Here is a 25,292-nt window from a genome sequence, read left to right on the forward strand (position 1 = left end):
ACGCGGTGCGCTCAGATGCGCTGTAAGTCCAGCAACACGCGCCGGGTCGACAAGGGCCGGCCGGCCAGAATTTCGGCCAGCCGTTCGCGCAAGTCGCGACGCAACGCCGGTTCGATCACCGGGTCGTCGAAATCGGGCGGCGCTTCATCCACGCCGTAGCCGGTTTCGCGCAGCAGCGTCCATTCGAAACGGCGCAGCGCACCCGCCGCGCGGGTGCCGCCGGACAGCTGCTGCAAGGCGAAATCGTAGGCGTCGTACAGCAAGGGGTGGGCGTCTTCGCGCGGCAGCAGCCGCAGCAGCAGTTCGTTCATGTACCAGGCCGACATCAGCGCGGTGCCGGTCAGCGCGCGGATGCCGGCGATCTCGGCGCGGGTCAGGGTCTTGACCTCGCCGTTGCCGGTCCACGACAGCAGCAGCGGCTGGAACGCGGACAGCACCGGACGCAGCACGGAATACGGGCGCTTGGCGCCCTTGGCGACCATGGCCACACAGCCATGATCGCGGGAGAAAGTCTGAACGATAAGGGAGGTTTCACGCCACGCAGTGGCGTGCAACATGTATCCGGGGCGATCCTGGACGCGAGGCGCCCTTCTACTCATAGCCCAGATCGCGGAGCGCACCCTCGCGGTCGGACCAGCCCTTGCGCACCTTGATGTAGACCTCCAGGTGCACCGGTTTGTCCAGCAGCTTGGCGATGTCCTGCCGCGCCTCCGTGGCGATGCGCTTCATGTGCATGCCGCCCGTGCCCAACAGAATGGGCTTGTGGCTATCGCGTTCGACCACCACGCAGGCATTGATGCTGGCGCCCTTGTTGGTCTCTTCCCATTGCTCGATGACGACGGTACAGCCGTAGGGCAGCTCGTCGCCCACCAGGCGGAAGATCTTCTCGCGCACCAGTTCGGCGGCGATGAAGCGCATGGGACGGTCGGTCAGCGTATCTTCCTCGAACATCGCCTCGCCTTCCGGCAGGCGCGACGCGATTTCTTCCAGCAACTGGTCCAGCTGCTGCTTCTTGGTGGCGCTGACCGGCACCACCGCACCGTAGGGATGCAGCGCCATGATCTTGGACACGAAGGCGAACAGGTCGTCGCGGTTCTTCAGCGCGTCGATCTTGGACACGACCAGGATGGTGCGTTCGGGCGCGGGCAAGAGCGGCAGCAGCTTGGCGTCGCCTTCGGACCACTTGCCGGCTTCCACCACATGCACCACCACGTCCACGTCGGCCAGGGCCTGCGTGACCACGCGGTTCATCATGCGGTTCATGGCGCCGCCATGCCGCGTCTGGAAACCCGGCGTATCGACGAACACGAACTGCTCGTGCTCGCGCGTCAGCACACCGTGGATGCGGTGGCGCGTGGTCTGCGCCTTGCGCGACACGATGGAAATCTTGGAACCGATCAGGGCGTTCGTCAGGGTGGACTTGCCCACATTGGGGCGGCCCACGATGGCGACGAAGCCGGTACGAAAAGGGGTATCGCTCATTTAGTCTCTTGAGCCACTGCCACCGGCAGCGACAATTGCGCGGTTTTGCGCGCCTTGCCCGACTTGCGGGCGGCCTTGGTCGCCGGGCTGACGGCCAATGCGGCCTCCAGCGCCAGCTTGGCCGCCGATTGCTCGGCGGCGCGGCGGCTGGCGCCAGGCGCCATCACCTTGATCTCGAGCGCCGGAATGGCGCACTCGACTTCGAACTGCTGGCTGTGGGCCGCGCCATGCGTGGCCACCACCGTGTACACCGGCAGCGCCAGCTTGCGGCCCTGCAGGAATTCCTGCAGCAAGGTCTTGGCGTCCTTGCCCAGGGTTTTGGGGTCGACCGAGGCCAGCACCGGCTGGTACTGGCGCACGATCACGCGGCGGGCGGCATCGAAACCCGCGTCCAGGAAGACGGCGCCAAACAGGGCCTCGACCGTGTCCGCCAGGATGGAGGGCCGGCGGAAACCGCCGCTCTTCAATTCGCCTTCGCCCAGGCGCAGGTACTGCGATAGTTCCAGCCGCTGGGCAATGTCCGCCAGCGAGGCCTGCTTGACCAGGTTGGCGCGCAGGCGCGACAGGTCGCCTTCGTCGATTTTGGAATAACGCTCGAACAGCATCGCCGCGACGACGAAGTTCAGCACGGAATCCCCGAGGAATTCCAAGCGCTCGTTGTGGCGCGCACCGTGGCTGCGATGCGTCAGCGCCTGTTCGAGCAATGCCGGATCACTGAAGTGGTGATCCAGGCGGTTTTCTAGCGTGGCTAGCGACATAATCAGTTGAACCGGCCGATGCGGCTGAGATCGCTGAAATTCATCCAGATGAAGAACGCGCGCCCGACGATATTGGATTCCGGAACGAAGCCCCAGTATCGACTGTCCGCGCTGTTATCCCGATTATCGCCCATGGCGAAAAACTGCCCCTCGGGTACTTTGCAGCGTACCCCATTACGGCTGTATTGGCAGTTCTGGCGGTTGGGAAATTGCCACATCGCCCCATACTCCTGCGGCTTACCCTCATCCAGCAGGATTTTGTGCTCAACTTCGCCTAACTTCTCTTTATATTGCGCAATATACGAGACTCGATCCGGTTCAAAGTAGTCGCCATCGCGCACATGCGGCACCAATTCGCCGTTGATGTAGAGCTTTTTGTCCAGGTAGGCGACCTCGTCGCCCGGCAGGCCGACCACGCGCTTGATGTAGTCGACGTCCGGATCCACGGGATAGCGGAACACGAACACGTCGCCGCGCTGGGGCTTGCCCACTTCGATGATCTTCTTGTCGATGACCGGCAGGCGCAGGCCATAGCTGAACTTGTTCACCAGGATCAGGTCGCCCGACTGCAGGGTCGGCAGCATGGAACCCGACGGGATGCGGAACGGTTCGACCACGAACGAGCGCAGCATGAACACGAACAGAATGACGGGGAAGAAGCTAACGGCGTATTCGATCCACCACGGCATGCGGCGCGCGGCGTCGCCGGCTTCGCGGCGCAGGCGCTCGGCTTCCTGGGCATCGCCCACCAAGGCCGTATCGTATTGCGCCATTGCCGCCTGGGCCCGGCGTTCGCGGCCCTTGCGCAGCACTGCCAGATCAAGCACCCAGATAATGCCGGTCAACACCAGCAAAACAAAAAGAATCAGGGCAAAGTTCCAACTCATCAGCTAACCGCCTTCTTTGGGTTCTATTTATCTTCCACTTGCAGGATGGCCAGGAACGCCTCCTGCGGAATTTCCACACTACCCACCTGCTTCATGCGCTTCTTGCCGGCCTTCTGCTTTTCCAGCAGCTTTTTCTTGCGCGAGATGTCGCCGCCATAGCACTTGGCCAGCACGTTCTTGCGCAGCGCCTTGACGTTTTCGCGCGCGATGATTTCGGCGCCGATGGCAGCCTGGATCACCACGTCGAACATCTGGCGCGGAATCAGGCCGCGCATGCGGGTGACCACGTCGCGGGCGCGGTGGCGCGCGTTGCTGCGGTGGACGATCACGGCCAGCGCATCGACGCGGTCGTTATTGATCAGCAGGTCCACGCGTACCACGTCGGCCGAGCGGTACTCCAGGAACTCGTAGTCCATCGAAGCGTAGCCGCGCGACACCGACTTCAGCTTGTCGAAGAAGTCCAGCACGATCTCGGCCAGCGGGATCTCGTACACCAGGTGCACCTGGCGGCCGTGGTAGCTCATGTTGACCTGCGAGCCGCGCTTGTTATTGCACAGCGTCATGACAGGACCCACGTAGTCCTGCGGCATGAACAGCGTGACCTTCACGATGGGTTCGCGGATGTCGGCGATCTTGCCCACTTCAGGCATGCGCGACGGGCTTTCCACGGTGATCACGGAACCGTCGCGCTGTTCGACCTCGTACACCACCGACGGCGCGGTGGTGATGATGTCCATGTCGAATTCGCGTTCCAGGCGCTCCTGCACGATTTCCATGTGCAAGAGACCGAGGAAGCCGCAACGGAAGCCAAAGCCCAGCGCCTGCGACACTTCCGGCTCGAACATCAGGGCAGCGTCGTTCAGCTTGAGCTTGTCGAGCGAATCGCGCAGCTGGTCGTATTCGGAGCTTTCAACCGGATACAGGCCGGCGAACACCTGCGGCTTCACTTCCTTGAAGCCCGGCAGAGGTCCGGCGGCGGGTTTGTTCGCCAGGGTGACGGTATCTCCCACCTTGGCGTCTTCCAGCTGCTTGATGCCGGCGATGATGAAGCCCACCTCGCCCGCCGACAAGTGCGGACGCTGTTGCGACTTCGGCGTGAACACGCCGGTCTGCTCGCACAGGTGGGTGGCGCCGGAGGCCATCAGCAGGATCTTGTCCTTGGGCTTGAGCACGCCGTTAATGATGCGCACCAGCATCACCACGCCCACGTAGTTGTCGAACCACGAGTCGATGATCAGCGCCTGCAGCGGCGCATCCGGATCGCCCTTGGGCGGCGGCACGCGGGCCACGACCATTTCCAGGATCTCGTCGATGCCCATGCCGGTCTTGGCGCTGGCCAGCACCGCCTGCGAGGCATCGATGCCGATCACGTCCTCGACTTCCTGGCGGGCGCCTTCGGGATCGGCCTGCGGCAGGTCCATCTTGTTCAGCACGGGCAGCACTTCCACGCCCAGCTCGATGGCGGTGTAGCAGTTGGCCACGGTCTGCGCTTCCACCCCTTGCGAGGCGTCCACGACCAGCAGCGCGCCTTCGCAGGCCGACAGGGAGCGGCTGACTTCATACGAGAAGTCCACGTGCCCCGGGGTATCGATCAGGTTCAGGTTGTAGACCTTGCCGTCCTGCGCCTTGTAGTGCAGCGCCGCGGTCTGGGCCTTGATGGTGATGCCGCGCTCGCGCTCGATTTCCATGGAATCGAGAACCTGGGCAGACATCTCGCGATCCGCCAATCCGCCGCAGCGCTGGATCAGGCGATCGGCCAGGGTCGATTTGCCGTGATCGATGTGGGCAATGATGGAGAAGTTGCGAATATGCTGCATGCTTGAAATTATAAGGGACAGAACACTCGGCACTGGGCCGGAAGACACCGCCGCCGGAGTACGCACGGCTGACGAGGGGGGCGCCAACGGGCCGAGCCCGGGCAAAACAAGGGGGCGCCATGCGCCCCCTCTTGCGGCAACCAGCCATTTTAGCCGGTCTTGCGTCTTTTTTCTGCGAACTCGGCGGACGGGCCCGGCATTACTTGGATGCCGGCACCGCCACCCACTGCGTCTGGTCGCCGCGGCGCACCAGCAGCCCGGCCGCGCGGCCCTTGTCCAGCTTGGCCACGAGTTCGCCGAACTGCTTGGCGCCCGTGACGTCGGTGTCGTTCAGGGCCAACACGATGTCGCCTTCCTGCAGGCCGGCCTTGCCGGCCGCGCCTTCGGCGACCTTGACCTGCACGCCGCCCTTGATGCGCAGCTTCTTCTGCACGTCGGCCGGCACGTCGATCACGCCCAGGCCCAGCGCATTGGTGACTTCCGGCACCGGCGCCGCGCCCTTCTTGTTGGCGGCGGCGGCCTTCTCGGTCGGGATCTCGCCGACCTTGACCGACAGCGTCAGGTTCTTGCCCTTGCGCCACACTTCCATGTCGGCACGCGTGCCCGGCTTGGTTTCGCCCACGATGCGCGGCAGATCGGACCAGCGCTTGATGGGTTCGCCGTTGAACTTGAGGATCACATCGCCCGGCTGCACGCCCGCCTGCTCGGCGGGACCTTCGGCTTCCACGCTGCTGACCAGCGCGCCCTCGGCCTTGGGCAGGCCGATGGCTTCGGCCACGTCCTTGCCCACTTCGCCGATCTGCACGCCGACGCGGCCGCGCGTGACCTTGCCGGTGGCCCGCAACTGGTCCACGACGCGCATGGCTTCGTCGATCGGGATCGCCAGCGAAATACCCATGAATCCGCCGCTGCGAGAAATGATCTGGGAGTTGATGCCCACCACCTCGCCTTGCAGGTTGATCAGCGGGCCACCCGAGTTACCCGGGTTGACCGCCACATCGGTCTGGATGAAAGGCAGGTATTCGCCGGTATCGCGGCCGATGGCGCTGACGATGCCCGAGGTCACGGTGGAATCCAGGCCGAACGGCGAACCGATGGCCAGCACCCACTGCCCCTTCTTCAGCTTCTTGGGATCGCCGATGACCAGCGGGGTCATGTCCTTGGCTTCGATCTTGATCAGCGCCACGTCGGTGCGCTCGTCCGTGCCGATGACCTTGGCCTTGAACTCGCGGCCGTCGGTCAGCGTGACGTAGATGTCCGTCGCGTCCACCACCACGTGGTTGTTGGTCAGGATGTAGCCGTCGTCCGAAATGAAGAAGCCCGAACCCACGCCGCGCGGCACGGTGCGCTCTTCCGGCTGGGAAGGCTGGGGACGCTGGCGCGGCGACGGGCCGGGCTGGCCGCCGCCGGGCGGCTGGAATTCGGGTCCGAAGAACCAACGGAACAGTTCGTAGGGATCGTTGCCGCCGCCAGGGCCCATGCCGCGCACCGGCACGGTGGCCGTGGTGCGGATATTGACGACCGCAGGGTCGGCTTTTTCCACAATGCTGGTGAAATCAGGCAGCGTCACCGCCGGCGCCTGCGCCAGCGCCGCCGGCACGTAGGCGGCGGACATCATGACGCTGGCCGCGGCCGCCACCAGAAAGCGCCGGAAAAATGCATTCGACACTGTCATTGCTTTCATAAGTGTTACTCCGAAATTGCTGCTTGCCGCGCCCGGCCGATCACTTGGATTCGGCCGGCGCTGCTGCCGCAGGCGCGGCGGGCACATATTCAGTGGCCTGCGCCAGCTGTTCCAGCGTCGCGACGGGCACTTCGCCCACGGCGGTCAGCCAGAAATCAGCAATGCGCGTGCCATAGACCGTGATCGCCCCGCGCTGCGCGGCGCCGTGGGGAGGACGGTGGCCACGCTGGCTGTCGTAGGGTTCGATGAACACGGAAATGGCCGCCAGTCCATCGGACAATACCATCTGGTTGACCGTGACGCCCTTCCCCATGGACCGAGCCACCTGCATGACCGGCTTGAACCCCTTGGGCGCAGGAATGCGCCAGCCCAGGGCGGCCAGGTCCACCGGCTTCATCGAGGGTTCCAGCACCTTCCAGTCGCGCGTGCTCCAGCGCGAGGTCAGCAATTGGGGATCGACTTCGGAGCCCAACCGCAGCGAGGTGAACGACACCTGCTCGACCACGCCGCGGGCGGCGTTCAGCGTCTGGGCCTTGAGCAGCAGATTGGTTTCGACGTCCGCGCACAGCCGGTAGCCGTAGCGCAGCTTGTCCAGCGGTTCGATCGTGATCAGGCGGCACTCCCGCCCGGCCACGCGGTGCAGGGCGGACTCGGCGCGGATCTTGTAGTGTTCGGACAGGTTCGCGGCGTCTCCCAGTAGCAGGCCGGGGAAGCGGTCGCCGCGGCGGCGCTCCAGCAGCACGGTCTTGCGCTCGGGGAGGAGGCACTGCACGTCTTCGTTGTGGCGCAGGTACTCGCGGGGTTGCCCGTCGAGAATTTCCAGGCGTTCGCGTTCGCCAGTGCCGTCCACCACGTGCACCAGGCGCGAGGACTGGATTGTCTCGCCCTGCTGATACATGAAGACGCCCGCATAGTCCTGCTTGCGGGCGGCTTGTTGGATGCGGGTCAGCAGCTGCACCACGTCATCGGTGGCGGCAGGAGCGGCATCGGCGGCGCGCGCGGGTTCGTGCGCGGCCAGGAAAGCGGTCAGAAGCGTTACGGCAAACCAGCCGGCGCGGTGAGCCTGCAGCGTGGCGGCCCGGCCCAGCACCGGCCAGCGCGATGGGAGCACCAACAACGCCATCAGCGCCCCACTCCGGTATCGAAGGACACCTGGCGGACGGCGCTGGGGCCGGCCATCTGGCGATGCGCCTCCAGGTAGTCGCGCAGGCCCGAATCGTCGGCAGCCGCGGCCGGCGTGGTACTGGCATCGGCCAGCACGCGCACCTCGGAGGCCGGCTCGCCGGTCAGGTAAGGCTGCGCCACCCAGGCGACGGTCGCCACGGCAGCGGCCACCGCCAGGCCGGACAGGCCGACCCGCAATGGCGAGCGGCGCCGAGGCGCCGCAACAATAGGCAATTCCGCGTCCAACGCCCGTGCCAGGCGGGCCTGGAAGGCCGCGCTGGGGGTCAGCGCCAGATCGGCGTTGCGCAGGGAATCACCGATCAGATGATAGGTGTCCCAGGTCTCGCGCCCCTCGCGGGACAACAAGCCGGGAAATATGTCGTCGGATTCTTCTCCGTCCATCCAGGCGGAAACCGACTCCTCCCAGGAGGACTCGGCGATCACAACGGATTTGGCTGCTGTTTGCATGACTGCCACTCCTTACCAGCGACGCTCGGCATCGGTGCCTAGCAACGGACGCAACTTGGTGGCGATGGCTTCACGCGCACGAAAAATGCGGGAGCGCACCGTACCGATCGGGCAATCCATGCTTTGGGCGATGTCTTCGTAACTCATACCTTCGATTTCACGCAGGACAATTGCGGTACGCAATTCTTCCGGCAATTGCTCAATAGCCGCGTTCACCGTCTCGGCGATTTCGCGGCTGGCGACCATGGATTCCGGCGTGCTTATATCGGTTAGGTTGTCGGTTTCGTTAAAAGTTTCACCGTCTTCCGTTTCTATCGCATTGGGCGCACTGGGGCGCCGGCCCTGCGAGGCCAGCCAGTTGCGCGCCGTGTTGATGGCGATCCGGTACAACCAGGTGTAAAAGGCGCTCTCCCCACGGAATTGGGGCAAGGCGCGGTAGGCCTTGATGAAGGCCTCCTGGGCCACGTCCTCGATTTCCGAGGGATCGCGGATCATCCGGGCCAGCAGACGGAGAATCTTGCGCTGGTACTTGAGCACCAGCAGGTCGAAAGCCTTTTTGTCGCCCCGCTGGACGCGCGCGACAAGCTCGGCGTCGACTTCGCGCTCGCTCATGACGCCTCCCGCAGGCTGTCCGCCGGACGGACGGGCCGCGCCGCGCCGGCCAGCAGGCACAGGCGCCGCCAGGACTCGGGTCGCAACGTCCGCTGCCAGACGGTGAGGGTGATTTTGCTGTTGGTAAAGGCCGTACTCCCGGTGGGCAAGGGCTGCAAAGTGAGCGTCAGCCAGCGCGGTCCGCGCTGTCCTTGCAACAGCGTCGCGTCCTGCCAGCCTTGCGGCAGGCGGACCTGCCAGCTCCCTGCCCCGGCTACCGCGCGCAAGGCGGATACGGGGGACAGGCTGCTCCGTGCCGAGTGTAACAGCCCGGCCAGCACAAGCAGGAGCGCGATCGCCGCACCCGCTGCCCATGCCATGCCGTGCCAGGACGCCGCCATCAGCACGCTGGCCCCAGCCGAGGCCAGCGCCAGGCCAGCAAGCGCGGTCGCGCTTCCTGGCCGCCGGACAGGCACGCGAAACGCCCAGCGTCCCCCGAGCGGCTCTTCCAAATCAGACCCGGCGAACGGCCATCGAGCCGTTGGTGCCGCCGAAGCCGAACGAGTTGGACAGGCCGACGTCGATCTTCATCTGCCGCGCCTCGTTGGCGCAGTAATCCAGATCGCATTCCGGATCTTGATTGAAGATGTTGATCGTGGGCGGCGAGACCTGGTTGTAGACCGCCAAGGTCGTGAACACCGCCTCTATGCCGCCGGCCGCGCCAAGCAGGTGCCCGGTCATGGACTTGGTCGAATTGACCACCAGCTTCTTGGCGTGGTCGCCGAAAGCCAGCTTCAGCGCGTCGGTTTCGTTCTTGTCGCCCAGGGGCGTCGAGGTACCGTGCGCGTTGACGTACTGGATGTCTTCGGCATTCAGGCCGCCGTTGCGCAGCGCATTCAGGACGCCGCGGCGCGGACCGTCCTTGTCGGGGGCCGTGATGTGGTGCGCGTCCGAGCTCATGCCGTAGCCTGCGAGCTCGCCGTAGATGCGCGCGCCGCGCTTCTTGGCATGCTCGTACTCTTCCAGCACCAGTACGCCCGCACCCTCGCCCAGCACGAAGCCGTCGCGGTCGCGGTCCCAGGGGCGCGAGGCCGTCTGAGGGTCGTCATTGCGAGTCGACAAGGCGCGCATGGCAGCAAAACCACCGACGCCCAGCGGCGACACGGTAGCCTCGGCTCCGCCGGCCACCATGACGTCGGCATCGCCGTACTCGATCAGGCGCGCGGCATCGCCGATGCAATGCAGGCCGGTCGTGCAAGCCGACACGACCGCGTAGCTCGGACCCTTCATGCCATACGTAATGGACAGATGGCCGGAGATCAGGTTGATCAACGAACCCGGCACGAAGAACGGCGAAATGCGGCGCGGACCCTTGGCCAGGTATTCGATCTGGGTTTCTTCGATGCGCGGCAGGCCGCCGATGCCGGAACCCACGATCACGCCGATGCGGTCCGCATTGGCTTCGGTGACTTCCAGGCCGCAATCGCGCCATGCCTGCATCCCGGCGGCCAGGCCGTAATGGATGAAGGTATCCATCTGGCGGGCTTCCTTGGCCGTGATATAGGTGCTGATGTCGAAGTCTTTGACTTCGCCGGCAATATGCGTGGTGATGGCCGAGGGATCGAAACGGGTGATGCGGCTGATGCCAGAACGTCCGTTGACGATATTGTCCCAAGCGGTGGTCACGTCGTTCCCGACGGGAGAAACGATACCCAGGCCAGTGATGACGACACGTCGCTTCACGGATGACTCCTCAAACAGACAAAAGAAAGGCGGTTTTCGGGATGCGCTGCACGTGCGGCCCACACGAAAGCGGGTCGGGCATTACAACGCCCTTCCCGCATGCGGACCGCACGGCAAATTCCTGAAACCGCCCCGATTTCCCGGTTGGCTGCGACGGACGCCGCAAGGCAACCAGAAGGGTAAAAGCCCAGCTTACTGCTTGCCGTGCGAATTGATGTAGTCAATCGCTTGTTGCACGGTCGTGATCTTTTCGGCCTCTTCGTCGGGGATCTCGGTCTCGAATTCGTCTTCGAGCGCCATGACCAGTTCGACCATGTCGAGCGAATCGGCACCGAGGTCGTCAAGGAAGGAGGATTCGTTCTTGATCTCGGCTTCGTTGACGCCAAGTTGTTCAGCGACGATCTTCTTGACGCGCTGTTCGATGCTTTCCATGCAGATCTCCAATTGGGAAAAATCCCGCGAATTATAGCCAAGCGCGGAGTTTTGCGACGCCTGGCCGTGACAAAAATAACACCGCGCACTTGATCTGTCGCCGGGAATGGCGCAGGAAACCGGTGTGCGGCGTTTCCGGTTGAATCTCGCGTGGCCCCGCCGGTTGTCCGGCGGCGGCGCGGCGGCCTGAGCCGCCCACGCGCGATTCTTGATTTATTGCATGTACATCCCGCCGTTGACGTGCAGGGTGGTGCCGGTAATGTAACCCGCTTGCGGCCCGGACAAAAACGCCACGGCGTGGGCGATATCCGCGGGCGAACCCAGGCGGCCGAGCGGAATCTGCTGCAGCAAGGCAGCAGTCTGATTTTCGCCCAGGGCGCGCGTCATGTCGGTATCGATGAAACCAGGCGCGACGCAGTTCACGGTGATGTTGCGGCTGCCCAGCTCACGCGCCAGGGCGCGCGACATGCCAGCCACGCCAGCCTTGGCGGCCGCGTAGTTGGCTTGGCCGGGGTTGCCGCTGGAACCCACCACGGAGGTGACGTTGATGATACGTCCCCAGCGAGCCTTCATCATGTTGCGCAGCACGGCGCGCGACAAGCGGAAGACCGAGGCCAGGTTGGTGTCGATGACAGCCGACCAATCATCGTCCTTCATACGCATTGCCAGCGTATCACGGGTGATACCGGCGTTATTGACGAGGATGTGGGGGCCGCCACCTTCCTTGCCCAGCGCGTCGATCAGCGCATCGCAGGCAGCGGCGTCGGTCACGTCCAGCACCACGCCGCGGCCGCCCAAGGGCGCCAGCGCTTCGGTGATGGCGGCCGCGCCCGATTCGGAGGTGGCGGTGCCGACGACCGTGGCGCCGCGCGCGGCCAGTTCCTGGGCGATGGCGCGGCCGATGCCGCGCGTGGCGCCGGTCACCAGCGCGAGCTTGCCCTGCAGTTCGATCGAGGTGTTGTCCATATTCTTAATTTCCGTTGACGGCGGCCAACGCTGCCTCTAGCGAAGCAGGATCGGTAATGGCCATGCCCGTGAGTTCGGGATCGATGCGCTTGGTCAAGCCGGCCAGCACCTTGCCGGGACCGCATTCGATGACGTGCGTGACGCCCTGCGCCTTCATCGCGCGCAGGGTTTCAACCCACCGCACAGGATGCCATGCCTGACGCACCAGCGCATCCCGGATTGCCCCGGGTTCGACGGGCGTAGCCACATCGACGTTGTTGATCACTTGTAGCTGCGGCGCGGACACCGTCACGCTGGCCAGCGCGCCGGCCAGCACTTCGGCGGCGGGCTTGAGCAGGCTGGAGTGGAACGGTGCGGACACCGGCAGCAGCAGCGCCCGCTTGGCGCCCGCGGCCTTGGCCAGTTCGCAAGCGCGCTCGACCGCGGCCTTGTGGCCAGCGATCACGACCTGCGCAGGCGCGTTGAAATTCACGGCCTCGACGACCTCGCCCTGGGCGGCGGCCTCGCAGGCAGCGCGCACGGCGGCGTCGTCCAGGCCCAGGATGGCGGCCATGGCGCCGGTACCCACCGGCACGGCGGCCTGCATGGCGTCGGCGCGCACGCGCACCAGGCGCACGGCGTCTTCAAGCGCGAGCGAGCCCGCAGCCGTCAAGGCGGCATACTCGCCCAGGCTGTGGCCGGCCACGACATCGGGCTTGCGGCCACCCGCAGCGCACCAGGCCGCGTACATCGCGACCCCGGCAGTCAGCATGGCGGGCTGGGTATTGGTGGTCAGGTTGAGCTGTTCCGCGGGGCCTTGCGCGATCAACGCACCCAGGTCCTGCCCGAGCGCTTGCGAAGCCCGCGCCACGGTGTCCGTGACGGCCGCGACGCCCGACCAGGCGTCCAGCATGCCGACAGCTTGGGAACCTTGGCCAGGAAAGACAAATGCGATTTTCATGATTGACCGTATGGATTGATTCAGTGTCTGTGTGGAATGTCAGGCACATCGTTCCGGCGGCCGCGGCGCATGCGCCGCGTCGCGCCGGAGCGCGCCTTTACATGCGGGCCAGTACCGAGCCCCAGGTGAATCCGCCGCCCACGCCTTGCATCAGGATCAGCTGCCCCGGCTTGACGCGGCCGTCGCGACGCGCGGCGTCCAGGGCCAGCGGCACGCTGGCCGCGGACGTGTTGGCGTGGCTGTCGACGGTGACGACGACCTTCTCGACCGGCACGGCAAGCTTGCGCGCCAGGAAATTCAGGATGCGCACGTTGGCCTGGTGCGGGATCAGCCAATCGACGTCGGCGATCTCCACGCCCGCTTCGGCGCAGGTGTCGCGCGCGGAACGGTCCAGCACGGTGACGGCCTGCTTGAACACGGCCTGCCCGTCCATGCGCAGGAACGGATCGCCGGTCACGTCGCCATAGGCGACGTTGCCCGCGGCGTTCAGGATCTTGGCCTGGCTGCCGTCGGCGTGCAGTTGCGCGGCCAGGATGCCCGGCTTGTCGGAAGCCTTGAGCACCACGGCGCCGGCGCCGTCGCCGAACAGCACGCAAGTGCCGCGGTCGTTCCAGTCCAGGATGCGCGAGAACACTTCGGCGCCGATGACCAGCGCGCAACGCGCGCGGCCGGCACGGATGAAGCTGTCGGCGGTGGTCAGCGCGTAGACGAAACCGCTGCACACGGCCTGCACGTCGAATGCCGCCGAGCCCTTGGCGCCGAGATTGGCCTGCACGATGCAGGCGGTGCTCGGGAACACGAAGTCGGGGGTCGACGTGGCCAGGACGATCAGGTCGATCTCGGAAGCGTCCACGCCGGCGTCGGCCAGCGCGCGGCGCGAGGCCTCGGTGGCCAGCTGGCTGGTCGTGACGCCGCGCTCGGCCAGATGGCGCTGGCGGATGCCGGTGCGCTCGACGATCCACTCGTCGGAAGTGGCGATGTCGCGCGTCGCCAACTCCGCCGCCAGCTCGTCATTCGAAACCACGCGTTCCGGCAGGAAGCTGCCGGTGCCCGCGATCACGGAATATTTCATTGCGGTATCCATCAAGCGGTGTCCCCAGCCACGTTTGGCGACGGCGCCGAGGGGCCCTCGCCAGATTGAACGCGCTTGGTAATCTGAGCGACCGTCTCAGCGGTGCGCTCCAGCAGTTTACTCACTACGGCTTCGCGAGCGCGCTGCAACGCAAAACCATAGGCGTAGACGTCCGCGGAGCCATGGCTCTTGATGACCACGCCGCGCAGGCCCAGCAACGCGGCGCCGTTATAGCGCCGGTTGTCGACGCGGGTGCGCAGGCGGTTGAGCACCGGCTTGGCCACCGCGCCAGCCAGCAGCGTGATCAGATTGCGTTTGAACTCTTCGCGAATGACGCTGGACAGCATCTTCGCCAGCCCTTCGACGGACTTGAGCACGACGTTGCCGACGAAACCGTCGCAGACGACGACGTCGACAGTGCCCTTGAATATGTCATTGCCTTCCACGTTGCCGTAGAAGTTGAGCGGGCTGCCACGCAGAAGCTCGGCGGCTTCCTTGACGACTTCGTTGCCCTTGATGACTTCTTCGCCGATGTTGAGCAAGCCCACGGAGGGGCGCTCGCGATGGTCGACCGCCTGCGACAGCGCGGCGCCCATGATGGCGAACTGGAGCAGGTGCTCTGCCGTGCAGTCCACATTCGCACCCAGGTCCAGCACCGTGGTGGCACGGCCCGTCTGGTTCGGGATGGACGTGGCGATCGCGGGCCGGTCTATGCCGTCCAGCGTCTTGAGCACATAGCGTGAAATGGCCATCCACGCGCCGGTATTGCCCGCGGAAACGCAGGCGTCGGCGCGCCCGTCCTTGACGGACTGGGCGGCCAGGCGCATGGAGGAGTCTTTTTTGCGGCGCAGGGCGACCTCGACCGGGTCGTCCATGGTGACGACTTCGGAAGCCGCCACGATTTCAATGCGATCGCGCGCCACGCCGCGGTGCTCGGAGAGCGCCGCTTCGATAGCGTCGGGAAGCCCGACCAGCAATAGCCGGGTATCCGGAAATTGCCGGGCGAACTCGATCGCAGCCGGAATCGTGACGGGCAGACCGAAGTCTCCGCCCATACAGTCTATGGCGATGCGTATCACGGGTGCCAGGTATCAGCGCTCAGCCGAAATGGTCCGAGTACGAGTTCGGCCCGGGGGCCTTATTCGTCGGCCTTGGTCTTCAGGACCTTGCGGCCGCGGTAGAAGCCGTTGGGGCTGATGTGGTGACGCAGATGCGCTTCGCCCGTGTTGGGTTCGATCGCGGTCGGCGGGTTCACCAGAAAATCGTGCGAGCGGTGCATACCGCGCTTGGACGGGGACTTCTTGTTTTGTTGAACGGCCATGATGACTCCTAGAAACGGGGCGCATTGTACGCGATGCGGCCCGATGTTGATCTCAATCTTTGTGCTTCAGTTGTTCCAGCACCGCAAACGGCGACGGACGCTTGACAGCGGGCTCCTCGGGAGGAGCTTCACTGACTTTGGCCAGCGCGCCCGGGCATACATCATGCTTGGGCACATACGGAACGCTCAGAATGAGCTCATCTTCGATCTGGGCCAGCAGATCAAAATGATGCGAACCCACCACCTTTTCAGGCAGGTTGGACACAAAACCATTTCCTTCTTCGTCCTCGTCGTCCTCGCCTGACGACTCCCCGTAGGAAGCGCCATCGTCGAGATCGGCTTCGGACTTGACCAGCTGCAAAAGGACTTCGCTGTCGATCGGATATACGAACGGCTCATTGCACCGCTGGCACACCAGCACAGGGTTCGCCTGCACGTGGACATGCAATAGCGGCCGGCCAAGCATGAGGCCGGATTTGCCCATTTCGCCGCGCACGGACCACGTCACGAGCCCGGCATCGCCCTGCGGTTGTTCGGGTAGCCCTTCAACCGCGCGCGTAAACCGCACAAGAGGTATGGTTCCTTGCGCTTCCTTGCCCATCTGGGCAAATGCGTATGCATCGATGCGCTTGATGTTCAGTCCTTTGCATTCGCGGGGCCTGCACGAGCCTGGTTGCGTCTCTCGTCTTTCAAGACACGCGCCTTGGTTCATGCAAAAATCCCGCAAAACGTTAGATAATACTGTGACTTACGTATCAACGTCAAATATCGCATGCCTTCAAAGCCCAGCCTCATCCTCGCGTCCAGCTCGCGTTACCGCAAAGAACTGCTGTCCCGCCTGCGCCTGCCCTTCACGGCAATTTCCCCCGATGTAGACGAAACGCCACAGTCCGGCGAAACCCCGGCAGCCCTGGCGCTGCGCCTGTCCGTGGCCAAGGCCATGGCAGTCGCGGCCAGCCACCCCGGCAGCATCGTGATCGGCTCGGACCAGGTGGCCACCGTGGATGGACAACCCATCGGCAAGCCAGGGGATTTCCCGCGCGCCCTGGCGCAATTGCAGGCCCTATCGGGTCAAATCGTGGAATTCCACAGCGCCCTGGCGGTCACGGACGGCCAGCGGGTGGAGAAAGCCGACATCGTCACGCGCTGCCGTTTCCGCAAATTGTCGGACCGCGCCATCGAGGCCTATCTGCGCGCCGAGGAACCCTACGATACCGCAGGCAGCGCCAAGGCGGAAAGCCTGGGCATCGCGCTGATGGAAAGCATCCAGAGCGACGACCCTACCGCCATCATCGGCCTGCCGCTGATCGCGCTGACTGGCATGCTGGCGGGTTTCGGCCTGGACCCGCTGGACGCTCCCGGAGCGCCCGCATGAGCGGCGCGCTGCACCTGATCCCGGTCGGCCTGGGCGAAGCCCCGCCCGAGCGCTGGCTGCCCGCCGAAGTCCGCGCCCTGGCGGGCCGGCTGGATACCTATATCGCCGAAAACGCCAAGACCGCCCGCGCCTTCCTCAAGCTGATCGGCACCACCCGGCCGCTGCAGGAAATCACCATCCACACCCTGACCGACAAGGTCAACGCCACCCAGATCAAGGCCTGGCTGGAGCCGGCGCTCAAGGGCGCGGAAATCGGCCTGGTTTCCGAGGCCGGCTGCCCCGCGGTCGCGGATCCGGGGGCCAAGGTCGCCGACGCCGCCCACCGCCTGGGCATCACGGTAAAGCCCTGGGTCGGCCCCTCTTCCATCCTGCTGGGCCTGATGGCCAGCGGCCTGGACGGCCAGCGCTTCGCCTTCCACGGCTATGCGCCGGTGGACCCGGCGGAACGCGCCAAGCAGCTGCGCGCCTGGGAGCAGCATTCGGCCAAGCACAACCAGACCCAGTTGCTGATCGAGACCCCCTACCGCAACGCCGCCATGTTCGCCACGCTGCTGGCCAGCCTGAAAGGCGACACCAAGCTGTGCGTGGCCCGCTCGGTCACGACCGCCGACGAATGGATCGTCACCCGCAGCGTGGCCGACTGGAAGCAGCAGCCGGCGCCCCAGCTCGACAAGCTGCCGACGCTGTTCCTCTTCCTGGCGCGCTGACCCATGCACCGCCTGTTTCTTGCGCCGCTTGCCGCGGCCATCCTGGCGGGATGCGCCGCTCGCGGCCCCGCCGGCCTGGACCTGGACACCTCCGTCACTGCCGTCAGCCAGGCCAGCCGGGTGCGCAGCATCGTGCTGCACTACACCAGCGTCGACGACGCCCACTCGATGGAATTGCTCTCCAAGGGCAAGGTCAGCTCCCATTACCTGGTAAACGACTCCGGGCGCGTCTACCGGCTGGTGGACGAGAACCGCGCCGCCTGGCATGCGGGCGCCAGTTCCTGGTATGGCAACATCGCCATGAACAGCACGTCCATCGGCATAGAAATCGTCAACCCGGGCTGGACGGAGGGTCCGGACGGCAAGCCCGTCTGGCACCCCTATAACGACAAGCAATTGCGCGCCTTGACCATACTGCTGCGCGATATTGCGCAGCGGCACGGCATCGCGCCCGAAAACATCGTGGGCCATAGCGACATCGCGCCACAGCGCAAGGTGGACCCTGGCCCTCTTTTTCCTTGGAAAATGCTGGCCGAGGCTGGGATTGGACGTTGGTACGACGAAACCGGCGCCGCCGCACACCTCGCACGCCTGCAGGCCCAAGGCGTCCCCGACGTGGCGTGGTTCCAGAAGCAGCTGACGCGGCTGGGCTACGCCTGCCCGCAGGACGGAACCCTGGACCCGGCCACGATCGGCGCGCTGGCGGCCTTCCAGATGCACTACCGGCCGGCGCTGCACGACGGTCAGCCAGATGCAGAGACCGCCGCCATCATGCTGGCGATGCCGTAGGCGCGAACAGCGCTAGCGCCGGCCGCGCAGCCAGGCGACCAGCCGCCATCCCAGCAGCAGGGCCAGCACGGCAGCGTACATCGCGGGTTGCGCCAGATCGTTCTTGCCGGCCTTATGCCACCAATAATGCAGCACCGCCAGCAAGCCTATGGCATAGACAGCCCGATGCAGGCTCTGCCAGCGCTTGCCAAGTTTGCGCATGGCCCATTGTGTGGACGTGGCCGCCAACGCGGTCATCAGCACGAACGCCGCGAATCCGACCATGATGAAGGGACGTTCGCCAATATCGCGCAGCATTCCGGCCGGATCGAAACCGCGGTCCCACCAGACCCAGGCCATGAAGTGCATGGAACCATAGAAGAACGCGAACAGCCCGCACATCCGGCGCAACCGCAGCAACGCCGGCTGACCGGTCAGCCGGCGCAGCGGCGTGATGGCCAGCGTCACCAGCAGGCAGACCAGGGTCCAGGTGCCCGATGAACGGGTCAGGAACTCCACGGGGTTCGCCGTCAGTCCGTTGTTCACGCCCAACCAGATCCAGCGCGCGAACGGCGCCAGCCCCAGCAGGAACAGGAACGGCTTGAAGCGCCCCACCGCCTTGGCGGAAAGCGGGGCCTTGCGCGGCGGCGCAGCCGGAGCGGCCTGCGGAGTGCCGTCAGGCATGGAGCCGCCTCAATAGTTCGCCTTCAGGTCCATGCCCTGATAGAGCGACGCCACCTGTTCGGCATAACCGTTGAACATCAAGGTCTTGCGCTTGGGCGAGAACAGGCCGTCCTCGCCGATGCGGCGCTCCGTGGCCTGGCTCCAGCGCGGATGAGGCACGTCGGGATTCACATTGGCGTAAAGGCCATACTCCTGCGGCGCAGCCTTGATCCAGGACGACACGGGCGGCTTTTCCACCAGTCGGATCTTCACCAGGGACTTGGCAGACTTGAAGCCGTATTTCCAGGGCACCGCCAGTCTGAGCGGCGCGCCGTTCTGGTTCGGCAGCACGCGGCCGTAGACGCCGAACACCAGCATGGCCAGGGGATTCATGGCCTCGTCGATGCGCAGGCCTTCCACATAGGGCCACTCCAGGATCGCGGCGCGCACGCCCGGCATATTCTCGCGCTGCACGGCGGTCACGAATTCCACGTACTTGGCGTTGCCCGTGGGCTCGACCTGCTTGAGCAGCGCCGACAGTGAATAGCCCACCCAGGGAATCACCATGGACCAGCCCTCGACGCAGCGTAGCCGGTAGACGCGCTCTTCCATCGGCGCCAGCTTGAGCAGCTCTTCGATGGAGAACGTGCGCGGCCGGCCGACCTCGCCCTCGACGCTCACGCTCCAGGGACGTGTCTGCAATTTGCCAGCGTTGGCGGCGGGGTCGTCCTTATCGACGCCGAACTCGTAGTAATTGTTGTACGACGTCACATCAGCCAGCGAGGTCTGCTTGTCCATGACGCTCAAAGCCGCGTTGGCCTTGCCCGGCAGGGCGCCTGCCTCCTGGGCATGTGCGCTGCGCGCGGCCCACCCCGGCAGGCCCGCGGCCGCCGCGACCATCCCGGCACGCAGCATCAGTTCGCGGCGCGAGCGCCAGACGGTCTCGGAGGTGATCTCGGACGGAAGAATATCGTCGGGCTTGCGTATCAACATCATGGTCTCCGGTGTGGCGCCCGCAGGATCATGGACGCGCCCTGCGCAAGCCATGGACGCCGCGCGGCCCCATGATATTCCGCGGCAGCCGGCGCTTGCGGGTATTTCCTATAGACCGGCGCGCGCGCCGGGTGTTCCGCCCCACGCGCTCCCGGAGGCCGGCCGCTACATCACGCGCGGCAACAGCCACTCGCGCAATCCCGGCACACTGTCGAGCACCGCCTGGGGCGAGCATCCCTCCAGTTCCTTCAGGGTGTGAGCGCCATAGGTCACGCCCAGGCCGTGCACGCCGGCATTGATCGCCATTTGCAGATCGTGCGAGGTGTCGCCCACCATCACCACACGCTCCGGATCCACATCCAGCTCCTGCATCAGTTCGTGCAGCATCGCCGGATGCGGCTTGCTGAAGGTTTCGTCGGCGGTACGGGTGGCGTCGAACAGCGGCCCCAGCCCGGTCGCGGCCAGCGCGCGGGTCAGGCCCACGCGGCTCTTGCCGGTAGCGACGGCCAGGCGCACGTTCTGCCCCGCCAATTCACCCAGCAGTTCCTGCACGCCCTCGAACAGGCGCAATTCCGGATCGCGCAGCAGGTAGTGGGTGCGGTAGCGCTCCAGGAAACGCGGCAGCATCGCCTGCGTCAGTTCCGGCACCGCGCGGCGCAGGGCGCTTTCCAGGGACAGACCTATCACCCAACTGGCATCGGACGCCGAGGGCACCGCCAGCTCCAGGTCGCGGCAGGCGCCCTGGATGGCCGCCACGATGCTGTGCGTGGAATCCATCAGGGTGCCATCCCAGTCAAAAACGACCAGCGAATACGACATGATCAGACCAACTCCAATTTTTTCAGTATTTGCCGGCAGGCGGGGGGCAGCTCGGCGGTAAGCGTCAAGAGCTCGCCCGTCACCGGGTGAGCCAGGGTCAATTGGTGGGCGTGCAGGAACATCCTGCCAAAGCCCATGCGCGAGAACTGCGCGCGCACCTCGTCGTGGCCATACTTGTCGTCGCCCACGATGGGAAAGCCGCTGGCCGCCAGGTGCACCCGGATCTGGTGGGTACGCCCGGTACGCAACTCGGCGTCGACCAGACTATAGCCACCAAACCGCTGCTTGAGCGTGACGATGGTGTGCGCCGTCTGACCGTCGGGATCCACCTTGACCCGGCGCTCGCCGGACTGGGTGGTCCATTTGGACAGGCCCAGTTTGATGTGCTGGCGATCATTGACCCAATCGCCCTCGACCAGGGCCAGGTAGTGCTTGTCCCCTTTTCCTTCACGCAGCATGGCGTGCAGCGCCAGCAGAGCGCTGCGCTTCTTGGCCACCATCAAGAGGCCCGAGGTTTCCCGGTCCAGGCGATGGACCAGTTCCAGGAACTTGGCGCCGGGCCGGGCAGCCCGCAATTGCTCGATCACGCCGAAGGACACGCCGCTGCCGCCATGGACCGCCACGCCGGCGGGCTTGTCCACCACCAGCAGGGCTTCGTCCTCGAACACCACTGGGAATTCGGCGCCCGGAACCGGACGCGGCTTGCCTGGGTCCGGCAGCCGCAATGGCGGAATGCGGACGACATCGCCTTCCGCGACCCGGTAGTCGGCCGAAGTGCGTCCCTTGTTTATCCGCACCTCGCCGCCACGGATGGCCTTGTAGATGTGTGTTTTGGGGACGCCCTTGCACAGCCTCGCCAGGAAGTTGTCCAGGCGTTGGCCGGCCTGTTCGGCATCGACCTCCACCATGCGGACGGCGGGGGCAGCTTTAGAGAGGGGAATGGAGGAGGAAGTTTCTTTGCGCATTGCGGAAAGCGACATATAATCGGGACAGCCTAAAGGGGCTGAACTAGCCGCCTGACGTAGAGATGCAACGTACGCAACTCCGTCGAGCGCGCGGGCCGCCATTGTACTGCCTGCTCATTCAACCCCTGGGGTCATTTGGTCGCCGGCGCAACCGCGCCCTGCCGGATAGTGGTGTGGCATTCATTTTGCCCGCTGTCCCAGCAGGTCCGTTGCATGCCGCAAGCGGCTCTGAAGCACCGCAAGAATCGTCGCATATTTAAAGCACCAGCTGCGTGTGGGCAACCAATCCGACCGCAACTGCCGTTCACAGCACTTTTCCGTCAAACCACATTCAGTGAAGCTGACCCTCCTGCTGACAGAACCCCGAGCCCCACGGCTCGACGTGCCCGCCTGACCCGCGGCGGATACGCCTGGGCGCCGCCCAGGTACGGTCCGCATTTCTTGCCCGCTTCAGCCGCAGCCCGAGTGACCCGAGGTCACGCGCCGATATCGGCGCGTCATGACAACGGAGAACCCCTCTCATGAAGCGCATGCTGTTCAATGCGACGCATCAGGAAGAATTACGCGTCGCTATCGTCGATGGGCAAAAACTCATCGACCTCGACATCGAGACTGCCGGCCGCGAACAACGCAAAGGCAACATCTACAAAGGTGTCATCACCCGGATCGAACCCGGCCTCGAAGCCTGCTTCGTCAACTACGGCGAAGACCGCCACGGGTTCCTGCCCTTCAAGGAAGTTGCCCGCAGCTTCTTCAAGGAAGGCGTGGACGTCCGTAGCGCCCGCATCCAGGACGCCCTGCGCGAAGGCCAGGAACTGATCGTCCAGGTCGAAAAGGAAGAGCGCGGCAACAAGGGCGCGGCCCTGACCACGTTCATCTCGCTGGCCGGCCGCTACCTGGTCCTGATGCCCAACAACCCCCGCGGCGGCGGCGTTTCGCGCCGTGTCGAGGGCGAGGATCGCCAGGAACTGCGCGACACCATGGAGCAGCTCGATCTGCCCCAGGGCATGAGCATCATCGCCCGCACCGCCGGCATCGGCCGCAACGTCGAAGAACTCCAGTGGGACTTGTCCTACCTGTTGCAGCTCTGGACGGCCATCGACGGCGCCGCGCGCGACAACTCCGCGCCCATCCTGATCTACCTGGAATCCAGCCTGGTCATCCGGGCCATCCGCGATTACTTCTCCCCGGAAATCGGTGAGATCCTCATCGATACCGACGAGATCGCCGACCAGGCCACGGCCTTCATGAGCGTGGTGATGCCGGACAACGTCCAGCGCGTCAAACGCTACCGCGACGATATCCCCCTCTTCTCCCGTTTCCAGATCGAACACCAGATCGAAACGGCGTACTCGCGCACGGTCACGCTGCCCTCGGGCGGCGCCATCGTCATCGACCACACCGAAGCCCTGGTTTCCGTGGACGTCAACTCGGCCCGCTCCACGCGCGGCGCCGACATCGAGGAAACCGCGCTGCGCACCAACTCGGAAGCGGCCGACGAAGTGGCCCGCCAGTTGCGCCTGCGCGACCTGGGCGGCCTGATCGTCATCGACTTCATCGACATGGAGGACAGCAAGAACCAGCGCGCCGTTGAACAGCGCCTGCGTGACGCCCTCCATTTCGACCGCGCCCGCGTCCAGATGGGCAAGATTTCGCGCTTCGGCCTGATGGAACTGTCGCGCCAGCGCCTGCGCCCGGCCCTGAACGAAGGCTCGCACATCACCTGCCCGCGCTGCAACGGCACCGGTGTGATCCGCGACGCCGAGTCCAGCGCCCTGCACGTGCTGCGCCTGCTGCAGGAAGAGGCCATGAAGGAAAACACCGCCGCCGTGCACGCCCAAGTGCCCGTCGACGTTGCCACCTACCTGCTGAACGAAAAGCGCGCCGACATCACCAAGATGGAAGCCCGCCTCAAGGTCAACCTGATGCTGATCCCCAACAAGCATCTGGAAACGCCGCACCACCACATCGAGCGCCTGCGCCACGACGATCCGCGCCTGGAAGAGCTGAAGACCAGTTTCGAACTGGTCGAAGCCCCGGCCACGGACGCCCCTTGGCAGCCGCGCGAGCACGAGATCAAGTCGCGTCCGGAAGCCCTGGTCAAGGGCATCACGCCGTCGCAGCCCGCTCCGGTGTCCACGCCGGCGCCCGCCGCGCCGGCTCCCGCCCCGGCAGCCGCCGGCGGCCTGGGTGGCCTGTTCAAGCGCCTGGTCGGCTGGCTGACCGGCGGTGGTTCTGAAGCGGCCAAGCCCGCCGCCGCCCAGGAAGACAGCGCCAAGCGCGCCAGCTCCGGCCGCGGCAAGGGCCGCAGCGGCCATGACGGCCAGGAACGCCGTGGCGAACGCCATGGTTCGGACCGCAACCGCAACCGCCGCGGCGAAGGCGCCGAGGCCAGCGAAGGCGGCCGCCACCACGTGCGCGGCAATCGCCGCCCCGAGGGCGAGCGCCAGGAACGCGGCGAACGCCACAATCGCAGCGACGCCCGCGGCGAACGCGACACCCAGGCCACGCAAGCGGCCTTGGCGTCCAACCGCCCCGAGCAAGCCGTGGAAGCCGGCGGCGAGGACACCGGCGCCGGCCGCAACCGCCGCCGCGGCCGTGGCCGCAATCGTCGCGAGGAAGGCCAGTCCGACGCTCCGATGAGCGAACAGGAAAGCATGGTCGCCGCGCTGGCTCAGACTGTCGCCACCGCCCTGCCCGAGACCAAATCCGCCCCTGAGGCCGTTCTGGAAGTGGCCGAGACCGCCGAGGCTGTCGAACAGACCGCCGATGGCGTGCCTGCCATGGAAGGCGCCGAAGGCGCGGCCGACCCGGAACGCAAGCGTCGCCGCCGCCGCAGCCGCCGTGGCCGCCGCAGCCCGGACGAAGCCGGTCTGGCTGGTAGCGACGAGCAACTGGACGATGGCGCCGACGATGACGGCGTCGAGCAACCGGAAGAAACCGCTGTCCAGCCCGCCGTGACCGCCGCACAAGCCGTGGAACCCGTGGCCCAGGCCCAGCAGGTCGAAGCCGCTGCCGACGCCGCACCGGCGCAAGGCCAGCAGGCCGAAGCCGCGCCGGTTGAACCCGCCAAGGTCGCCGCCGCCCCGGTCGAGGCCCAGCAGGCTGAACCCGTCCAAGCCGAAGCCCCGCAAGCCGTCGAACCCGTGGCCCAGTCCGTGCAAACGGCTGCCGCGGAAGTGACCCAGCCGGTCTCCGTGCAGGCCGCGAGCGAGGTTTCCGCCCCCGCTGCGTCCGAGCCGGCGCCGGTGGAAGCCGCCGCCGTCGAGCCCGTGGTTGCTCCCGCTCCCGCGCCTGTCGCCCCGGTTGCGCCCGCCGCGCAGGTGGCGGCCGCCCCGGCGCCCGCAGCCAGCCAACCCATCGTGGTGCCGGCTGCCGCCCCGTCGGCCAAGGCCCAGGCCCTGCACGATGTGGTGAATGCCGCTGGCCTGCAGTGGGTGGAAACCGATCCGGACCGCCACGCCCAGACCCAGCTGCGCATCGCCGCGGCGCACACGCCGGTCCGCCTGGGCCGCGAGCGCAAGCCGGTCGCGTCGGTGTCCAACGAACCGCTGGTTCAGGTCGAAACGCGCCACTAAGCCGCAGGCCCGCAAGGGCTTGCGACTGGCAGCACACCGCACCCCGGAAGCTGGATACCGATCCAGCTTCCGGGGTGTTTTTCATGGCGGGTTCGCAGC

26 protein-coding genes are annotated in these 25,292 nt (G+C 65.7%); 4 read left to right on the top strand and 22 right to left on the bottom strand.

What is annotated here, in order from left to right; genetic code table 11:
- Positions 1-11: 11 nt before the first annotated feature.
- From recO to FOC84_RS04875, 18 genes are all read right to left on the bottom strand, one after another.
- The gene (recO, locus tag FOC84_RS04790) at positions 12-599 is read right to left on the bottom strand and encodes a DNA repair protein RecO (protein ID WP_173143410.1); all 588 of its coding nucleotides are present in this window, start codon (positions 597-599) and stop codon (positions 12-14) included.
- On the bottom strand, positions 592-1,482 hold the full coding sequence (gene era / locus FOC84_RS04795) for a GTPase Era (RefSeq protein ID WP_173143411.1): 891 nt from the start codon (positions 1,480-1,482) through the stop codon (positions 592-594). The genes recO and era overlap by 8 nt, the downstream gene beginning before the upstream one ends.
- Positions 1,479-2,240, bottom strand: coding sequence for a ribonuclease III (rnc, locus tag FOC84_RS04800; RefSeq protein WP_042792396.1), 762 nt, complete (start codon positions 2,238-2,240; stop codon positions 1,479-1,481). Before rnc ends, era begins: the two co-directional genes overlap by 4 nt.
- A gap of 2 nt (positions 2,241-2,242) precedes the next feature.
- Positions 2,243-3,127 (bottom strand): signal peptidase I, encoded by an 885-nt coding sequence (lepB, locus tag FOC84_RS04805; RefSeq protein ID WP_173143412.1) that lies wholly within the window; start codon positions 3,125-3,127, stop codon positions 2,243-2,245.
- A gap of 23 nt (positions 3,128-3,150) precedes the next feature.
- Positions 3,151-4,944 (bottom strand): translation elongation factor 4, encoded by a 1,794-nt coding sequence (gene lepA / locus FOC84_RS04810; protein ID WP_173143413.1) that lies wholly within the window; start codon positions 4,942-4,944, stop codon positions 3,151-3,153.
- A 199-nt stretch (positions 4,945-5,143) separates the two neighbouring features.
- Positions 5,144-6,628: a DegQ family serine endoprotease gene (locus tag FOC84_RS04815; protein WP_173143414.1), complete on the bottom strand. Its 1,485-nt coding sequence runs from the start codon at positions 6,626-6,628 to the stop codon at positions 5,144-5,146.
- 40 nt (positions 6,629-6,668) lie between these two features.
- Positions 6,669-7,751: a MucB/RseB C-terminal domain-containing protein gene (locus tag FOC84_RS04820; protein WP_173143415.1), complete on the bottom strand. Its 1,083-nt coding sequence runs from the start codon at positions 7,749-7,751 to the stop codon at positions 6,669-6,671.
- Complete coding sequence (locus FOC84_RS04825) at positions 7,751-8,260, bottom strand: sigma-E factor negative regulatory protein (RefSeq protein ID WP_173143416.1); 510 nt, start codon at positions 8,258-8,260, stop codon at positions 7,751-7,753. Before FOC84_RS04825 ends, FOC84_RS04820 begins: the two co-directional genes overlap by 1 nt.
- A gap of 12 nt (positions 8,261-8,272) precedes the next feature.
- Positions 8,273-8,872 carry an RNA polymerase sigma factor RpoE gene (rpoE, locus tag FOC84_RS04830; protein WP_173143417.1) on the bottom strand — a complete coding sequence of 200 codons (600 nt, stop codon included), beginning with the start codon at positions 8,870-8,872 and terminating at the stop codon, positions 8,273-8,275.
- Positions 8,869-9,363 carry a hypothetical protein gene (locus FOC84_RS04835; RefSeq protein WP_254241909.1) on the bottom strand — a complete coding sequence of 165 codons (495 nt, stop codon included), beginning with the start codon at positions 9,361-9,363 and terminating at the stop codon, positions 8,869-8,871. The genes rpoE and FOC84_RS04835 overlap by 4 nt, the downstream gene beginning before the upstream one ends.
- 1 nt (position 9,364) lies before the next feature.
- Complete coding sequence (fabF, locus tag FOC84_RS04840; protein ID WP_173143418.1) at positions 9,365-10,594, bottom strand: beta-ketoacyl-ACP synthase II; 1,230 nt, start codon at positions 10,592-10,594, stop codon at positions 9,365-9,367.
- Between the two features lie 192 nt (positions 10,595-10,786).
- Entirely contained in the window at positions 10,787-11,026 is a 240-nt protein-coding gene (acpP, locus tag FOC84_RS04845; RefSeq protein ID WP_003813816.1) for an acyl carrier protein, read from the bottom strand.
- Between the two features lie 213 nt (positions 11,027-11,239).
- Positions 11,240-11,992 (bottom strand): 3-oxoacyl-ACP reductase FabG, encoded by a 753-nt coding sequence (gene fabG / locus FOC84_RS04850; RefSeq protein WP_173143419.1) that lies wholly within the window; start codon positions 11,990-11,992, stop codon positions 11,240-11,242.
- A 4-nt stretch (positions 11,993-11,996) separates the two neighbouring features.
- Positions 11,997-12,932 carry an ACP S-malonyltransferase gene (gene fabD / locus FOC84_RS04855; protein ID WP_173143420.1) on the bottom strand — a complete coding sequence of 312 codons (936 nt, stop codon included), beginning with the start codon at positions 12,930-12,932 and terminating at the stop codon, positions 11,997-11,999.
- Positions 12,933-13,029: 97 nt separating this feature from the next.
- Positions 13,030-14,016: a beta-ketoacyl-ACP synthase III gene (locus FOC84_RS04860; protein ID WP_173143421.1), complete on the bottom strand. Its 987-nt coding sequence runs from the start codon at positions 14,014-14,016 to the stop codon at positions 13,030-13,032.
- On the bottom strand, positions 14,016-15,083 hold the full coding sequence (gene plsX / locus FOC84_RS04865; RefSeq protein WP_173143422.1) for a phosphate acyltransferase PlsX: 1,068 nt from the start codon (positions 15,081-15,083) through the stop codon (positions 14,016-14,018). The genes FOC84_RS04860 and plsX overlap by 1 nt, the downstream gene beginning before the upstream one ends.
- A 59-nt stretch (positions 15,084-15,142) precedes the next feature.
- Positions 15,143-15,325 carry a 50S ribosomal protein L32 gene (rpmF, locus tag FOC84_RS04870; RefSeq protein ID WP_013392223.1) on the bottom strand — a complete coding sequence of 61 codons (183 nt, stop codon included), beginning with the start codon at positions 15,323-15,325 and terminating at the stop codon, positions 15,143-15,145.
- A gap of 52 nt (positions 15,326-15,377) precedes the next feature.
- A complete protein-coding gene (locus FOC84_RS04875) occupies positions 15,378-15,926 on the bottom strand; it encodes a YceD family protein (protein WP_217278801.1) in 549 nt (182 codons plus the stop codon).
- A gap of 171 nt (positions 15,927-16,097) precedes the next feature.
- Here FOC84_RS04875 and FOC84_RS04880 point away from each other — a divergent pair, with 171 nt between their 5' ends.
- The 3 genes from FOC84_RS04880 to FOC84_RS04890 are packed head-to-tail and all read left to right on the top strand — an operon-like array spanning position 16,098 to position 18,196.
- Positions 16,098-16,700 (top strand): Maf-like protein, encoded by a 603-nt coding sequence (locus FOC84_RS04880; RefSeq protein WP_173143423.1) that lies wholly within the window; start codon positions 16,098-16,100, stop codon positions 16,698-16,700.
- Positions 16,697-17,407 (top strand): SAM-dependent methyltransferase, encoded by a 711-nt coding sequence (locus FOC84_RS04885; RefSeq protein WP_173143424.1) that lies wholly within the window; start codon positions 16,697-16,699, stop codon positions 17,405-17,407. Before FOC84_RS04880 ends, FOC84_RS04885 begins: the two co-directional genes overlap by 4 nt.
- 3 nt (positions 17,408-17,410) lie before the next feature.
- A complete protein-coding gene (locus tag FOC84_RS04890) occupies positions 17,411-18,196 on the top strand; it encodes an N-acetylmuramoyl-L-alanine amidase (protein ID WP_173143425.1) in 786 nt (261 codons plus the stop codon).
- Positions 18,197-18,208: 12 nt separating this feature from the next.
- Here the strand turns inward: FOC84_RS04890 and msrQ are convergent, their stop codons facing one another.
- From msrQ to FOC84_RS04910, 4 genes are all read right to left on the bottom strand, one after another.
- Positions 18,209-18,859 carry a protein-methionine-sulfoxide reductase heme-binding subunit MsrQ gene (gene msrQ / locus FOC84_RS04895; protein WP_173143426.1) on the bottom strand — a complete coding sequence of 217 codons (651 nt, stop codon included), beginning with the start codon at positions 18,857-18,859 and terminating at the stop codon, positions 18,209-18,211.
- A 9-nt stretch (positions 18,860-18,868) separates the two neighbouring features.
- Positions 18,869-19,831, bottom strand: a complete 963-nt coding sequence (gene msrP / locus FOC84_RS04900) for a protein-methionine-sulfoxide reductase catalytic subunit MsrP (protein ID WP_173149960.1) — start codon at positions 19,829-19,831, stop codon at positions 18,869-18,871.
- A gap of 165 nt (positions 19,832-19,996) precedes the next feature.
- Positions 19,997-20,650 carry an HAD family hydrolase gene (locus FOC84_RS04905; protein ID WP_173143427.1) on the bottom strand — a complete coding sequence of 218 codons (654 nt, stop codon included), beginning with the start codon at positions 20,648-20,650 and terminating at the stop codon, positions 19,997-19,999.
- 2 nt (positions 20,651-20,652) lie between these two features.
- The gene (locus tag FOC84_RS04910) at positions 20,653-21,615 is read right to left on the bottom strand and encodes an RluA family pseudouridine synthase (protein WP_173143428.1); all 963 of its coding nucleotides are present in this window, start codon (positions 21,613-21,615) and stop codon (positions 20,653-20,655) included.
- A gap of 521 nt (positions 21,616-22,136) precedes the next feature.
- Between FOC84_RS04910 and FOC84_RS04915 the strand changes: the two genes are divergently transcribed.
- Complete coding sequence (locus FOC84_RS04915; protein ID WP_173143429.1) at positions 22,137-25,193, top strand: ribonuclease E/G; 3,057 nt, start codon at positions 22,137-22,139, stop codon at positions 25,191-25,193.
- Positions 25,194-25,292 lie beyond the last annotated feature (99 nt).

The sequence above is a fragment of the Achromobacter pestifer genome (assembly GCF_013267355.1).
Taxonomy (GTDB): domain Bacteria; phylum Pseudomonadota; class Gammaproteobacteria; order Burkholderiales; family Burkholderiaceae_B; genus Achromobacter; species Achromobacter pestifer_A.

Bases quoted from the DNA above. Each gene is read 5' to 3' on its own strand.
- recO (WP_173143410.1), bottom strand. From the start codon at position 599: ATGAGTAGAAGGGCGCCTCGCGTCCAGGATCGCCCCGGATACATGTTG.
- era (WP_173143411.1), bottom strand. From the start codon at position 1,482: ATGAGCGATACCCCTTTTCGTACCGGCTTCGTCGCCATCGTGGGCCGC.
- rnc (WP_042792396.1), bottom strand. From the start codon at position 2,240: ATGTCGCTAGCCACGCTAGAAAACCGCCTGGATCACCACTTCAGTGAT.
- lepB (WP_173143412.1), bottom strand. From the start codon at position 3,127: ATGAGTTGGAACTTTGCCCTGATTCTTTTTGTTTTGCTGGTGTTGACC.
- lepA (WP_173143413.1), bottom strand. From the start codon at position 4,944: ATGCAGCATATTCGCAACTTCTCCATCATTGCCCACATCGATCACGGC.
- FOC84_RS04815 (WP_173143414.1), bottom strand. From the start codon at position 6,628: ATGAAAGCAATGACAGTGTCGAATGCATTTTTCCGGCGCTTTCTGGTG.
- FOC84_RS04820 (WP_173143415.1), bottom strand. From the start codon at position 7,751: ATGGCGTTGTTGGTGCTCCCATCGCGCTGGCCGGTGCTGGGCCGGGCC.
- FOC84_RS04825 (WP_173143416.1), bottom strand. From the start codon at position 8,260: ATGCAAACAGCAGCCAAATCCGTTGTGATCGCCGAGTCCTCCTGGGAG.
- rpoE (WP_173143417.1), bottom strand. From the start codon at position 8,872: ATGAGCGAGCGCGAAGTCGACGCCGAGCTTGTCGCGCGCGTCCAGCGG.
- acpP (WP_003813816.1), bottom strand. From the start codon at position 11,026: ATGGAAAGCATCGAACAGCGCGTCAAGAAGATCGTCGCTGAACAACTT.
- fabG (WP_173143419.1), bottom strand. From the start codon at position 11,992: ATGGACAACACCTCGATCGAACTGCAGGGCAAGCTCGCGCTGGTGACC.
- fabD (WP_173143420.1), bottom strand. From the start codon at position 12,932: ATGAAAATCGCATTTGTCTTTCCTGGCCAAGGTTCCCAAGCTGTCGGC.
- FOC84_RS04860 (WP_173143421.1), bottom strand. From the start codon at position 14,016: ATGGATACCGCAATGAAATATTCCGTGATCGCGGGCACCGGCAGCTTC.
- rpmF (WP_013392223.1), bottom strand. From the start codon at position 15,325: ATGGCCGTTCAACAAAACAAGAAGTCCCCGTCCAAGCGCGGTATGCAC.
- FOC84_RS04875 (WP_217278801.1), bottom strand. From the start codon at position 15,926: ATGGGCAAGGAAGCGCAAGGAACCATACCTCTTGTGCGGTTTACGCGC.
- FOC84_RS04880 (WP_173143423.1), top strand. From the start codon at position 16,098: ATGCCTTCAAAGCCCAGCCTCATCCTCGCGTCCAGCTCGCGTTACCGC.
- FOC84_RS04885 (WP_173143424.1), top strand. From the start codon at position 16,697: ATGAGCGGCGCGCTGCACCTGATCCCGGTCGGCCTGGGCGAAGCCCCG.
- FOC84_RS04890 (WP_173143425.1), top strand. From the start codon at position 17,411: ATGCACCGCCTGTTTCTTGCGCCGCTTGCCGCGGCCATCCTGGCGGGA.
- msrQ (WP_173143426.1), bottom strand. From the start codon at position 18,859: ATGCCTGACGGCACTCCGCAGGCCGCTCCGGCTGCGCCGCCGCGCAAG.
- msrP (WP_173149960.1), bottom strand. From the start codon at position 19,831: ATGTTGATACGCAAGCCCGACGATATTCTTCCGTCCGAGATCACCTCC.
- FOC84_RS04905 (WP_173143427.1), bottom strand. From the start codon at position 20,650: ATGTCGTATTCGCTGGTCGTTTTTGACTGGGATGGCACCCTGATGGAT.
- FOC84_RS04910 (WP_173143428.1), bottom strand. From the start codon at position 21,615: ATGCGCAAAGAAACTTCCTCCTCCATTCCCCTCTCTAAAGCTGCCCCC.
- FOC84_RS04915 (WP_173143429.1), top strand. From the start codon at position 22,137: ATGAAGCGCATGCTGTTCAATGCGACGCATCAGGAAGAATTACGCGTC.